We start from the raw sequence: 11,913 nt of genomic DNA, 5'->3' as shown, positions 1-11,913 counted from the left end.
CGCATGCACGGGCGCTCGGCTAGGTTCGGCCGTGCGCATATCGACACGCCGAAACGACAGGAGCAGCCATGAACGATCGACCGCTACAGACCGCCCTCCTCGCCGCCGCGCTGGCGCTGGCCGGGTCCGGCGCCGCCCACGCGCAGGACGCGCTCACCGCGCCGCAGGTACGCGCGCAGCTGGAGGCGCAGGGCTATACCAAGGTCAAGAACCTGGAGTTCAAGGACGGCATGTGGAAGGCCGATGCCACCAGCGCCAACGGCAAGCACGTGGATGTGCGCCTGGATCCGCGTACCGGCAAGGTGTACCCGGACAAGGCGGTGTCGCCGCTGGGCGAGGCCGATATCCGCGCCCAGCTGGCCACCGCCGGTTACAGCGGGGTGCATGACGTCAAGCTCGACGATGGCCTGTGGCAGGCCAAGGGCACGACCGCCGCGGGCGAGAAGGTGAAGGTGCAGCTGGATCCGGCGACGGGTGAAGTGATCGCACTGGAAAAGGACTGACCGCCGCCATGCCGGGCGCATGACGCAGCGGTGGCCGCCGCGGGCCGGCCCAGGCCACGGGCCCGCGGCGTGCGTGGATCGCGTCAGGCCAGCAAGCCGGCCTCGCGCAGCGCCGCTTCCACCCGCGGCTGGTTGCCCGACTCCAGTTCGGTCATCGGCAGGCGCAGGGTGCCGCCGCACAGGCCCAGCCGCTGCATCGCCCACTTCACCGGGATCGGGTTGGCCTCGACGAACAGCTGCCGGTGCAGCGGCAGCAGCCGCCGCTGGATCGCCATCGCCGCCGGCACCTGCCCGGCCAGCGCGGCCACGCAGAGCTCGTGCATCAGCCGTGGCGCCACGTTGGCGGTCACGCTCACGTTGCCATGCCCACCGCACAGCATCAGCGCCACCGCGGTGGCATCGTCGCCGGAGTACACCGCGAACCCGTCCGGCACGTCGCGGATCAGCCACTGCGCGCGCTCCAGGTTGCCGGTGGCTTCCTTGATGCCGATCACCCCCGGCACCTGCGCCAGCCGCAGCACGGTGTCGTGCTGCAGGTCGGCGACACTGCGGCCGGGCACGTTGTAGAGCACGATCGGCAGGTCACCGGTGGCCTCGGCGATGGCACGGAAATGGCGGTACTGCCCTTCCTGCCCCGGCTTGTTGTAGTACGGCACCACCTGCAGCTGGCTGTCGGCGCCGACCTGGCGCGCGTACTGCGCCAGCGCGATGGCCTCGGCGGTGGAATTGCCGCCGCAGCCGGCCATCACCGGCACCCGCCCGGCCGCCTGCTCCACCGCCACGCGGATGATCTCGCAATGCTCTTCCACGGTGACCGTCGGCGACTCGCCGGTGGTGCCGACCACGCCGATGCAGTCGGTGCCCTCGGCCACGTGCCAGTCCACCAGCCGGCGCAGCGCCGGGTAATCCACGCTGCCGTCTTCGTGCATGGGCGTGACGAGCGCGACGATGCTGCCGCGCAGGGGGACGTGGGAGGAGGTCATCGCGGTATCCGGGGGCGTCGGGGAGAAGGAAGCGTCGATTCTAATCGTGAAGCCGGGCACGCGGCCCTGTCCGTCCGATGCCGCGCACGTTGGTTTCAACCCCAACCAGATCGCGCGGGCACTCCCGCGCCGGCAGGTACCGCCAGCGGCCAGCGCGCGCCGTCGCCCGCCGCGGCGACCGGCTCTGCGGACACGGCGACCACGCACGGCAGCGGGCGGCTCAGGCGCCGGCCACCGCCGGATGCAGCCGCGCCCACAACACGATCATCGCCAGCGCCAGGAGCACCCAGGCCGCGGTGGCCACGCCCAGCGTGACCGCCAGCGGCCAGCGCACGCTGCCGAAGTAGACCGCCACCAGGTAGCCGGCATAGGGAAACAGCGACCACAGCCCGAACAGGGCGGTCTTCTGCAGGTCGGCACCGGTGCGCTGGCTGCCGACGATGTAGTGCGCGATCAGCGCGAACGTCGGGAACAGCGGCACCAGGCCGGCGATGAAGAAGCTCTTCGACCTGGCCAGCAGCGCGATGGCCAGTACCGCCAGCGCGCCCAGGAGGGATTTCAGAAACAGGGGAATCATGAGCGGCGCGTTGCGTTTCGGGGGAGCGGCTGCGTGCGGCGTGGACTAGCTGTGATCTCTCAGTAGGTTGTTCATCCGGGGCATCGCTGGAAGATGGGGGTTACGACACCAACCCAGCCCCAGGAGCCCCGGATGAACCTGCATAAACATGCCCGTTTGACGCCTCGCGGTCGAGCCCTGCTTGTGGACCGCATCCTCGTGCAGGGCCTGCGCATCGCGGAGGCCGCCCATGCAGCTGGCGTGAGCGTGCGCACGGCCTACAAGTGGCTGAAGCGGTACCGGGAAGAGGGTCCTGCTGGCTTGGCCGACCGCAGCTCCCGGCCGCATGCCTGCCCCCATGCCACACCGTCAACCATCGCAGCGCAGATGCTGGAACTGCGACGCTCACGCCAGACCTATCGCCAGATCGCCCAGCGGCTGTCCGTGGCGCCAAGCACCATCGCCCGGTTGCTGCGCCGTGCCGGACTGCACCGCTTGGCCGAACTGGAGCCGGCGCTGCCGGAGAACCGCTATGAACACGCCCGGCCCGGCCAACTGCTGCATCTGGACATCAAGAAGCTGGGGCGGATCGGTTCCCCGGGCCACCGTGTGACCGGTGACCGCTCGCATCGACACAGGGGCATTGGCTGGGAATACGTCCATCTGGCCATCGACGATCACTCGCGCGTGGCCTTCGCCTCCATCGAGCCGGACGAGCGCGGGACCAGCGCCTGCAAGGCCCTTATCCGCACGGTGCGCTACTACCGCAGCCTGGGCGTGTGCTTCGAGCGGGTGTTGACCGACAACGGCACCTGCTACAGGTCGCGCCGTTTCCAGCGCCTGCTCCGTCGCCTTGGCATGCGCCACCTGCGCACGCGTCCCTACACCCCGCGCACCAACGGCAAGGCCGAACGCCTGGTCCAGACCAGCCTGCGCGAGTGGGCCTATGCCCGCGCCTATGACAACTCCGGGCAGCGGGCTGGCGCCCTCCATGACTGGCTGCATCACTACAACTGGCACCGCCCTCATGCAAGCCTCGGCTACAAACCACCCATCTCCCGCATACCCCTGAACAACGTGCTGGGTTTACACAACTAGCGGGCCGCCAGCACCAGCGCCAGCGCGACGGCGGCCGGCAGCGCCTGCACGAACAGGATGGCGCGGCTGGCGGTGGCGGCGCCATACAGGCCGGCCACCAGCACGCAGGACAGGAAGAACGTGCGCACGCCGTATCCGGCCGCGCCCAGCGCCAGGGCATAGACCAGGCCGGCGGCCAGGAAGCCGTTGTAGAGCCCCTGGTTCGCCGCCAGCACCCGCGTCTGTTCGGCGAATTCACGGCTCAGGCCAAAGGCCCTGCGCCCCGCCGGCCGCGTCCACAGGAACATCTCCAGCACAAGGATGCCGGCATGGATCAGCGCGACCAGGGCGGTCGCGATATCGGCAATGAGGAGCATGACCGCCTCGTCCAGTCGCGGCAGGCGAGCATGCGCGACTTGCCGCAGGCCGGCAAGCACGGTGGCCGCGGCGTCCCCGGCCTCACTTACAATGCCGCCCCCTGTTCCACCGGCATGCGCATGGACATCATCGTCAACGAAGAACTCAAGGCCTACATCGATCCGCTGACCGCGGACGAGCATGACGCGCTGGAGCGCAGCCTGCTGGCCGAGGGCTGCCGCGACGCGCTGGTGCTGTGGGGCAACGTGCTGGTCGACGGCCACAACCGCTACGGCATCTGCCGCAAGCACGGCATCCCGTTCCAGACGGTGCAGAACACCCGTTTCCAGTCGATGCAGGACGTGCACCTGTGGATGATCGAGCAGCACCTGGGGCGGCGCAGCGTGTCCGATTTCCAGCGCGGCGTGCTGGCCCTGCGCAAGCGCGCGATCGTCGAGGCCCGGCACCGCGCCGAGCAGGAACAGCTGCGCCGCGAGAGCGAGGGCGAGGCGCCGCTGGCGGCGGCCACCGACGGCCCGGCCGATGCCGACCTGCCGCCGTGGGAGCCGGCGCCGAAGCTGTCCAGGGCCGAACTCGCCCGCGAAGCCAAGCTCAGCGCCAGCCAGGTGACGCTGATCGAGAAGATCAGCGCGCAGGCCGCGCAGGAGGTGATCGAGGCGGTGAAGGCCGGCGAGATCTCGCTCAGCGCCGCGGCGGTGGTCGCCAGCCTGCCGGAGGAGGAACAGCGCTTGGCCGCGCAGGGCGGCAAGAGCCAGCTGAAGGAAGCCGCGCGGCGGGTGCGCGAGTCGCGCCGCAAGCCGCGGCCGGCGGCGGCGGAGGACGCCGCGCAGCCGCCACAGGACCTGCCCGCGCAGGCCAGTGGCGACGCCGGCGAAGTGGAAGCGCTGCGCCAGCGCGTGGCCTCGCTGACGGCCGAGAACCAGGCGCTGCGCATGGAGCTCGAGGCACTGCGCGCGCGCCTGGCCGGTGCCGCGCCGGCGGACGCCGCGGAGGCCTGACCGGCCGCGTCCCGGCGCACCGCGCACTGCCGCCAGGGCGCAGGCGGCGCGCGCCGGTCCTGCGCGCACGACCCCGCGCGATTGCAAGACGACCGGCGCGGCGGTCACCATGCGCCCGTCCCCACAGGAGTCGGCCATGGCCTCGGCATCCCCGGAACTGGAACAGTTCGTCCGCGACGCCTTGATGCGCGGCCATGAACGCGAACAGGTGCGGCAGGCGCTGCTCGCCGCCGGCTGGAGCGCCGAACAGATACGCGGCGTGCTCGACGGCTGGGCCGAGGTGGACTTCGCGCTGCCGGTGCCGCGCCCGCGCGCTTCGCTGTCGGCGCGCGAAGCGTTCCTCTACCTGGTGCTGTTCAGCACCCTGTATTTCTTCGCCTGGAACCTGGGCAGCCTGCTGTTCGCGCTGCTCGAGCACGCCCTGCCCGACCCGGCCGACGCGCAGTGGCAGGTGGCGCGGCTGACCGGTTCGATCCGCTGGTCGATCTCGGCGCTGGTCATCGCCTTCCCGGTGTTCGCCCTGCTCGCCCGCCACCTTGCCCACGACGTGGCGCGCAATCCGATCAAGCGGCTGTCGCCGGTCCGCCGCTGGCTGACCTACCTGACCCTGTTCGTCGCCGCCAGCGTGCTCATCGGCGACCTGACCACGCTGGTGTTCAACCTGCTCGGCGGCGAACTGAGCCTGCGCTTCGTGCTCAAGGTCGCGGTGGTGGCGGCGATCGCCGGTACCGTATTCGGCCACTACCTGCGCGACCTGCGCCGCGAGGAAGTCGCCGACGGCGGCCACGCCGGCTCCGGTCGCGGCGTGCTGTGGGCGACCGGCATCGCCACGGTCCTGGCGGTCGCTGCCGGCGTATGGACCATGGATTCGCCGATGCAGCAGCGGCAGCTGCGGCTGGACGAAGCCCGCATCGGCGATCTGCAGACCCTGGAGTCGGCCATCGCCGCATGGCGCGGCGAACACGACGCGCTGCCGCCGGACATGGATGCGCTGGCCGCACAGCCGGGCGTCAACCTGCCGCGGCGCGATCCGGCCGGCGGCGCGGATTACCGCTACCGCCGCATCGACGACAGCCACTACGAGCTGTGCGCGGACTTCGCCACCGACAGCGGCCAGCGCCGCGCGCGCTGGCGCCTGCCGCAGGCCGGGCAATGGGCGCACCCGGCCGGCGCGCACTGCTTCCGCCGCAGCGCGGGCGACAAGGATTGAGCGTGGCGCCGGCCGATCCGCGCCGCGCCCAGTTGCGCCGGCTCAAGCTGTACGCGCTGGCGATGCTGCTGGCGATGCTGGCCGGCTTCGTGCTCAGCCACCTCAACGGCGAACACGGCGCCTGGGCGTGGGTGGGCGCGTTCTGCGAGGCGGCCATGGTCGGCGCATTGGCCGACTGGTTCGCGGTGGTGGCGCTGTTCCGGCGCCCGCTGAACCTGCCCATCCCGCATACCGCCATCATTCCGCGCAGCAAGGCGCGCATCGCCGACAGCCTGGCGCTGTTCGTGCGCGACCACTTCCTCGAGCCCGAGGCCCTGCTGGCCAAGCTCAGGGTGTTCGACCCGGCCACCCGCCTGGGCCAATGGCTGGCGCAGCCGCCGCAGGCGCGGATGCTGGCCGGCATGGCCCGCGGCTGGGCGCTGCAGGCACTGGACCTGCTGGACGAATCGGCCGTGCGCCGGGCCATCCAGGGCTTCGTGGTCGAACAGCTGCGGCAGTGGAACGCCGCGGCCACCGCCGGCGACCTGCTCGGCCTGCTGACCGCCGACGACCGCCACCAGCGGGTGCTGGACGAGGGCCTGACCCGCATTGCCGGCTGGCTCGACAGCGAGACCGTGCGCCAGCGTGCCTCGGCGCTGATCGTGCGCTACATCCGCAAGGAATGGCCGAAGCTGGCCAGCACCGTGGACTGGGTCAAGCCGATCGACGAGATCGGCGATTCGCTCGCCGGGCGCATGGCCCGCGCCGGGCTGGACGAATTGCAGGCGATCCTGTCCGAACCCGGGCATCCGCTGCGCCAGGACTACGCACGCTGGCTGGGCGGCTACCTGCAGCGGCTGCGCGAGGACCCCGCGCTGGCCGCGCGGGTGGACGCGCTCAAGCAGCAGCTGATCGACCACCCGGCCGTGCAGGATTACGTGCAGGGCCTGTGGCAGCGCATCCACCAGCAGCTGCGCGATGACCTGTCGCGCGAGGAGTCGGTGCTGGCCGCGCACCTGGAACGCAACCTCGGCAAGCTCGGCGCCAGCATCGGCCACGACCCGGCGCTGCGCGACGCGCTCAACCAGCACATGCTGGCCGGCGCCGAGCGGCTCACCACGCGGCTGCGCAGCGGCGTGACCACGCACATCGCGCAGACGCTCAAGGCCTGGGACGAGCGCAAGCTGGTCGAGCAACTGGAACTGAGCGTGGGCCGCGACCTGCAGTACATCCGCTTCAACGGCACCCTGGTCGGCGGCCTGATCGGCCTGCTGCTGCATGCGCTGACCGTCTGGCTGCGCTTCTGATCGCGGCCCGAGCCGCTGCGCCCGTGCCCGACCCCAGCGTGCAACCGCTTGCCCGATTTATTGAGAATGGTTATCGTTAATACGTAGGCAGTACGCCCAGCCCTGCGCGGCGCGATGCATCGCATCCCCCGCCGCCCGCCCCGTGTACCCCCAACCAAACCGATGCGGCGCGACGCTTCCTGCGTCGTGCCGTGCATGTGGGCCGGCTACGGGAGAGGCGACGTGCAGCGCACGGTCACGCGGGGCGTGGCGCGCTGCCATGGGCGATTCCGCGGGTCGGCCTTCCCACCGCCCACCAGGAATCCACGATGCAGTCCCCACGCTTGCTCCCGCCGCCACGGCCCACGCTGCTGGCCCTCGCCCTGAGCGCCGCCCTGTCCGCGCCCGCCGCACTGGCCCAGACCGCGCCGGGCGACGCCACCACGCTCGATGCGGTCAAGGTCGTGGCCGAAGCCGACGACGCGTACACGGTGCGGCACGCGCGCACCGCGACCCGGCTCGACCTGTCGCTGCGCCACACCCCGCAGTCGGTCACCGTGCTGACCCGCCAGCAGCTGGACGACATGGGCCTGCACGCGATGTCCGACGTGATGGGCCAGGTGACCGGCGTGCACGTCTCGGTGACCGACAGCGAGCGCATCAACTACGTCTCGCGCGGCTACAACATCAGCAACTTCCAGGTCGACGGCATGCTCAACACCTTCAGCGGCTACATCAAGACCAACAACGACAGCGCCCTTTACGAGCGCATCGAGGTGGTCCGCGGCGCCACCGGCCTGACCACCGGCGCCGGTGATCCGTCGGGCACCATCAACTACGTGCGCAAACGCCCCACCGACCAGTTCGCGATGAGCGCCAGCGTGACGGCCGGGCGCTGGGGCAACCAGCGCCTGGAGGCCGACATCGGCGGCCCGCTCGCGCTGGACGGCCGCGTCCGCGCGCGCATGGTCGCGGCCAGGCAGCAGAGCGATTCGTTCCGCGACGTGTACCGGCTGGACAAGGACGTGTTCTACGGCATCGTCCAGGCCGACCTCACCAGCAGCACCCTGCTCGAGGCCGGCTACGAATACCAGTCGCCGGAGACCTCCGGCGTGACCTGGGGCGTGGTGCCGTACTGGGGCGTGGACGGCCAGCCGGCCAACCTGCCGCGTTCAACCAACTTGTCCGCGCGCTGGAGCCAGTGGCCGATCGTGGAGAAGACCGCGTTCGCGCGGCTGGAGCAGAGCCTGGGCCACGACTGGTCGGCCAGGGCCAGCTATACCCGCTCCAGGCGCGATACGCAGGGCGAAGTCTGGTACGGCGCCGCCGGCTATCCACGCCCGGACGGCAGCGGCGTGCGGGCCTACGTGGGCGTGTTCGGCGAGCGCGGCGACATGCAGGTGCTGGACCTCAACGCCGGCGGCCCGTTCCGCCTGTTCGGGCGCGAACACGAACTGGTGGTCGGCGTCGGCCAGTCGCTGCGCAGGGGCGAAGTGCCGGCGACCGACTACGCCTATCCCGACGGCTACGACCAGGTCGCCGACTGGCGCCACTGGGACGGCAACGTCGCGCCGCTGCGCGTCACCCGCCCCGGCTGGCTGGCCGCGCAGGACGAACTGAAGCAACGCGCCGCCTACCTGGCCACGCGCCTGCAGCTGGCCGACCCGCTGCTGGCGGTGCTGGGCGCGCGCTACGGCAGCTGGGAGACGCGCAGTTGGAACTACACCCGCGACAGCGCCGGCAAGCTGCTCGGCACCCGCCGCGGCGGCTACCGGCCCGACGATTCGCTGACCCCGTACGCGGGCCTGGTGTATGACCTCGGCGCGCACTTCAGCGCCTATGCCAGCTACACCGACATCTTCCAGCCGCAGAACTACCGCGACAAGGACAACCGTTATCTGAAGCCGGTGGTGGGCGACATGTGGGAGGCCGGCCTCAAGGGCGAATTCTTCGATGGCCTGCTGAACGCCTCCGCCGCGCTGTTCAAGGGCGCGAAGGACAACGTCGCCGAGCTGGACGATTCGGTGCCTGAAGGCTCGCTGCCCGACGGCGCCAGCGCCTACCGTTCCACCGGCAAGGGCAACCGGGTCAAGGGCTGGGAAGTCGAAGCCCAGGGCCGCCTGGGCGAGCGCTGGAACCTGTCGGCCGGCTATGCCCACACCACCGTGCGCAACCCGCAGGGCGTGCGCCAGAACACCACCACGCCGGTGGACACCTTCCGCCTCAATGCCAGCTGGCGTCCCGACGGCGCCTGGAGCCGGCTGTCGCTGGGCGGCGGCGCGACCTGGCAGAGCGCGATCTGGCGCATGAGCAACCGCCCGGCCGCCGACTACGCGACCAGCGGCAGGACCTACAGGTCGCCGATCACCCAGGACGCGTACTTCCTGCTCAACGCCTTCGCCAGCTACCGCTTCAACGACAACCTCTCCGCGCAACTGAACATCAGCAACCTGCTGGACAGGAAGTACTACAACAACGTCGGCTTCTACGACGGCGTGTACTGGGGCGAGCCGCGCAACGTGCGCCTGACCCTGCGCTGGAAGCTGTAAGCCCTTCAGGGAACCGCTGCCGGATGCAGCGCCGGCCATGGATGGCCACCTTCCGCCGCGCGCAGCGCGCGGCGCCCGTCCGATCCGCTACCGCAGACTCCGTGGACAACACGACACCCCTCCCCCACCCGTGGCACCGCCGGCTCGGTGCCTTCCTCGCCCGCCCCTGGCCGGGCGTGTTGTCGCGCACGCTGGCGGCGATCCTCGGCGGCTACGCCCTGGCCGCCGCGTCGGCCGCATTCCTCGCCGTGGCGCTGCCGATGGCGCGCAGCCAGGCGGTGCTGACCGGCATGCTGCTGGCCATCGTGGTGTACGCCTGCGCCGCGTTGTGGGCCTTCGCCAGCGGCAGCGCGCTGCGCGCCTGGGCCGGCATCGCCACCCCCGCCCTGCTGTTCTGGCTGGGCGTGCAGTGGCTGGGAGCGCCGGCATGAAGCAGGGGTTCCGCCAGTCGATGGCCTGGCTGCACACCTGGACCGGGTTGCTGGTGGGCTGGGTGCTGCTGCTGATCTTCATGGCCGGCACCGCCAGCTACTACCGCGAGGAGATCAGCCGCTGGATGCGCCCGGAGCTGCCGCGCAACGCGGTCGACGCCGACCAGGCCGCGGCCAATGCGCTCGCCTTCCTGCGCGAACGGGCGCCGCACGCCGAGAGCTGGAACGTAAGCCTGCCCGACCCGCGCAACCCGGCCATGCGCACGTTCTGGCGCAACCCCGAGTCGATGGCCTCGCCGCCGGCCGACGGCGGGGAACGACGCAGCCGCCGCGGTGGGCGCTTCGGCGACGCCACCCTGGACCCCAACACCGGGCGCGAGGTGAGCGCGCGCGACACCCGCGGCGGCGACTTCTTCTACCGCCTGCACTTCGACCTGCACTACCTGCCGGTGCTATGGGCGCGCTGGATCGTCGGCTTCTGCGCGATGTTCATGCTGGTGGCCATCGTCACCGGCGTCATCACCCACAAGAAGATCTTCCGGGACTTCTTCACCTTCCGCCCGGGAAAAGGCCTGCGCTCGTGGCTGGATTTCCACAACGTCAGCGCGGTGATGGCGCTGCCCTACCACGCGATGATCACCTATACCGGCATCGTGACGCTGATGTTCCTGTACCTGCCGTGGGGCGTGAAGACGGCTTACCCGGACGACGAGGACGCGTTCTTCAACGACGCCTTCGCGCGCCTGGCCGAGGTCCAGGGGCCGGCCGCGGGCCGCGCGGCGCCGCTGCCGATCCAGCAGTTGCTGGACAGCGCGCGGCGGCACTGGAATGGGGCACAGATCGCCGGTTTCGTGGTGCACCGTCCCGACGCCGCCAACGCGGTGGTCGACATCCAGCAGCGTGACGGCCGCCGGTTGAGCATCGACACGCCGTCGCTGCGCTACGACGCGGTCAGTGGCGCGCTGCTCGGCGCCAGCCCGGATGCCGGTGGCGCCACCCGCACCCGCGGGGTGCTGTACGGCCTGCACCTGGCCCGCTTCGCCGAGCCCGGCCTGCGCGCGCTGTTCTTCCTGTCCGGGCTGGCCGGTTGCCTGATGGTGGCCAGCGGCGTGGTGCTGTGGGCGGTCAAGGAGCGGCCGAAGCATGCCAGGGCCGGCAAGACCGGCGTCGGCCTGCGCCTGGTCGATGCGCTCAACATCGGCACCGTGGCCGGCCTGCCCATCGCCTTCGCCGCCTACTTCTGGGGCAACCGCCTGCTGCCGCTGCAGCTGGCCGGGCGCCCGGCGGCCGAGGCCGACGTGTTCTTCTGCGCCTGGGGCGCGGCGCTGCTGGCCGCCCTGGCGTGGCCGCGGCGGGCGATGTGGGCCGCGCAGCTGTACCTGGGCGCGGCCGCGTTCGCGCTGCTGCCGTTGCTCAACGCGCTGACCACCCGGAGCCACCTGGTCGCGGCCATCGCCGACGGCGACTGGGCGCTGGCCGGCTTCGACCTGGCCATGATCGGCTTCGGCGCGATGCTGGCGTGCTGCGCCTGGCGCGTGCAGCACTGGCAACCACCGCCCAGCGCGGCGCAAAGGAAACGCCGGCAGCACGGCGCCGGCGAGGAGGCCCGCGCATGATGGCGCTCGCCCTGGGGCTGTCGTTCGCGGCGTTCGCCACGCTGTCGCTGGCCATGGAAAAACACCAACAGGACCTGTACGGCAAGGCTGCCGCCAGCCCGGCGCGCAGGCGGCTGTGGCGCGGGCTGGGCTGGGCGGTGCTGGCGCTGGGTACCGGCCTGTGCGTACGCGCGCACGGCTGGGCGCTGGGGCCGGTGATCTGGCTCGGCGCGCTGACCGCCGCCGGACTGGTGCTGGCGCTCGCGCTGCATCCATACCGGCCGCGCTGGGTGGTGCCGCTGGCATGGACGCTGCCGCTCGCCGGACTGCTGGTCGCGCTTTGCTGACGGCGGCGGCGCATGCGCCGC

12 protein-coding genes are annotated in these 11,913 nt (G+C 71.3%); 9 read left to right on the top strand and 3 right to left on the bottom strand.

What is annotated here, in order from left to right:
• The first annotated feature begins 68 nt into the window (after positions 1-68).
• Positions 69-503, top strand: coding sequence for a peptidase M4 (locus tag B1L07_05920; protein AUZ54711.1), 435 nt, complete (start codon positions 69-71; stop codon positions 501-503).
• An 83-nt stretch (positions 504-586) separates the two neighbouring features.
• Here the strand turns inward: B1L07_05920 and B1L07_05915 are convergent, their stop codons facing one another.
• Positions 587-1,486 (bottom strand): 4-hydroxy-tetrahydrodipicolinate synthase, encoded by a 900-nt coding sequence (locus B1L07_05915; protein ID AUZ54710.1) that lies wholly within the window; start codon positions 1,484-1,486, stop codon positions 587-589.
• A 220-nt stretch (positions 1,487-1,706) separates the two neighbouring features.
• Positions 1,707-2,063, bottom strand: coding sequence for a hypothetical protein (locus B1L07_05910; GenBank protein AUZ54709.1), 357 nt, complete (start codon positions 2,061-2,063; stop codon positions 1,707-1,709).
• A gap of 132 nt (positions 2,064-2,195) precedes the next feature.
• Here B1L07_05910 and B1L07_05905 point away from each other — a divergent pair, with 132 nt between their 5' ends.
• Positions 2,196-3,140, top strand: a complete 945-nt coding sequence (locus B1L07_05905) for an IS481 family transposase (protein AUZ54708.1) — start codon at positions 2,196-2,198, stop codon at positions 3,138-3,140.
• On the opposite strand, the gene B1L07_05900 is transcribed toward B1L07_05905, so the two are convergent.
• Entirely contained in the window at positions 3,137-3,496 is a 360-nt protein-coding gene (locus B1L07_05900) for a hypothetical protein (protein AUZ54707.1), read from the bottom strand. The two genes, B1L07_05905 and B1L07_05900, sit on opposite strands and share 4 nt — an antisense overlap.
• Positions 3,497-3,616: 120 nt before the next feature.
• Here B1L07_05900 and B1L07_05895 point away from each other — a divergent pair, with 120 nt between their 5' ends.
• From B1L07_05895 to B1L07_05865, 7 genes are all read left to right on the top strand, one after another.
• Positions 3,617-4,495: a plasmid replication/partition related protein gene (locus B1L07_05895; GenBank protein AUZ56482.1), complete on the top strand. Its 879-nt coding sequence runs from the start codon at positions 3,617-3,619 to the stop codon at positions 4,493-4,495.
• Positions 4,496-4,631: 136 nt separating this feature from the next.
• The gene (locus tag B1L07_05890) at positions 4,632-5,705 is read left to right on the top strand and encodes a hypothetical protein (protein AUZ54706.1); all 1,074 of its coding nucleotides are present in this window, start codon (positions 4,632-4,634) and stop codon (positions 5,703-5,705) included.
• Between the two features lie 2 nt (positions 5,706-5,707).
• Complete coding sequence (locus B1L07_05885) at positions 5,708-6,991, top strand: hypothetical protein (protein AUZ54705.1); 1,284 nt, start codon at positions 5,708-5,710, stop codon at positions 6,989-6,991.
• 308 nt (positions 6,992-7,299) lie between these two features.
• On the top strand, positions 7,300-9,519 hold the full coding sequence (locus B1L07_05880) for a ferric-rhodotorulic acid/ferric-coprogen receptor FhuE (GenBank protein ID AUZ54704.1): 2,220 nt from the start codon (positions 7,300-7,302) through the stop codon (positions 9,517-9,519).
• 101 nt (positions 9,520-9,620) lie between these two features.
• A complete protein-coding gene (locus B1L07_05875) occupies positions 9,621-9,950 on the top strand; it encodes a hypothetical protein (GenBank protein ID AUZ56481.1) in 330 nt (109 codons plus the stop codon).
• Positions 9,947-11,566, top strand: coding sequence for a hypothetical protein (locus B1L07_05870; protein AUZ56480.1), 1,620 nt, complete (start codon positions 9,947-9,949; stop codon positions 11,564-11,566). Before B1L07_05875 ends, B1L07_05870 begins: the two co-directional genes overlap by 4 nt.
• The gene (locus B1L07_05865; protein AUZ54703.1) at positions 11,563-11,892 is read left to right on the top strand and encodes a hypothetical protein; all 330 of its coding nucleotides are present in this window, start codon (positions 11,563-11,565) and stop codon (positions 11,890-11,892) included. Before B1L07_05870 ends, B1L07_05865 begins: the two co-directional genes overlap by 4 nt.
• The last annotated feature ends 21 nt before the right edge of the window (positions 11,893-11,913 follow it).

Origin of the sequence: Stenotrophomonas acidaminiphila, assembly GCA_002951995.1 — a bacterium.
Classification (GTDB): Bacteria; Pseudomonadota; Gammaproteobacteria; order Xanthomonadales; family Xanthomonadaceae; genus Stenotrophomonas; species Stenotrophomonas acidaminiphila_A.
The sequence above is the reverse complement of the archived record's forward strand: the minus strand, read 5'-3'. Positions and strand labels throughout refer to the sequence as shown.

What these genes read in the sequence shown, in the direction of transcription:
- B1L07_05900 (AUZ54707.1), bottom strand. Translation starts at nt 3,496, where the DNA reads ATGCTCCTCATTGCCGATATCGCGACCGCCCTGGTCGCGCTGATCCAT.
- B1L07_05905 (AUZ54708.1), top strand. Translation starts at nt 2,196, where the DNA reads ATGAACCTGCATAAACATGCCCGTTTGACGCCTCGCGGTCGAGCCCTG.
- B1L07_05865 (AUZ54703.1), top strand. Translation starts at nt 11,563, where the DNA reads ATGATGGCGCTCGCCCTGGGGCTGTCGTTCGCGGCGTTCGCCACGCTG.
- B1L07_05895 (AUZ56482.1), top strand. Translation starts at nt 3,617, where the DNA reads ATGGACATCATCGTCAACGAAGAACTCAAGGCCTACATCGATCCGCTG.
- B1L07_05920 (AUZ54711.1), top strand. Translation starts at nt 69, where the DNA reads ATGAACGATCGACCGCTACAGACCGCCCTCCTCGCCGCCGCGCTGGCG.
- B1L07_05880 (AUZ54704.1), top strand. Translation starts at nt 7,300, where the DNA reads ATGCAGTCCCCACGCTTGCTCCCGCCGCCACGGCCCACGCTGCTGGCC.
- B1L07_05870 (AUZ56480.1), top strand. Translation starts at nt 9,947, where the DNA reads ATGAAGCAGGGGTTCCGCCAGTCGATGGCCTGGCTGCACACCTGGACC.
- B1L07_05890 (AUZ54706.1), top strand. Translation starts at nt 4,632, where the DNA reads ATGGCCTCGGCATCCCCGGAACTGGAACAGTTCGTCCGCGACGCCTTG.
- B1L07_05915 (AUZ54710.1), bottom strand. Translation starts at nt 1,486, where the DNA reads ATGACCTCCTCCCACGTCCCCCTGCGCGGCAGCATCGTCGCGCTCGTC.
- B1L07_05910 (AUZ54709.1), bottom strand. Translation starts at nt 2,063, where the DNA reads ATGATTCCCCTGTTTCTGAAATCCCTCCTGGGCGCGCTGGCGGTACTG.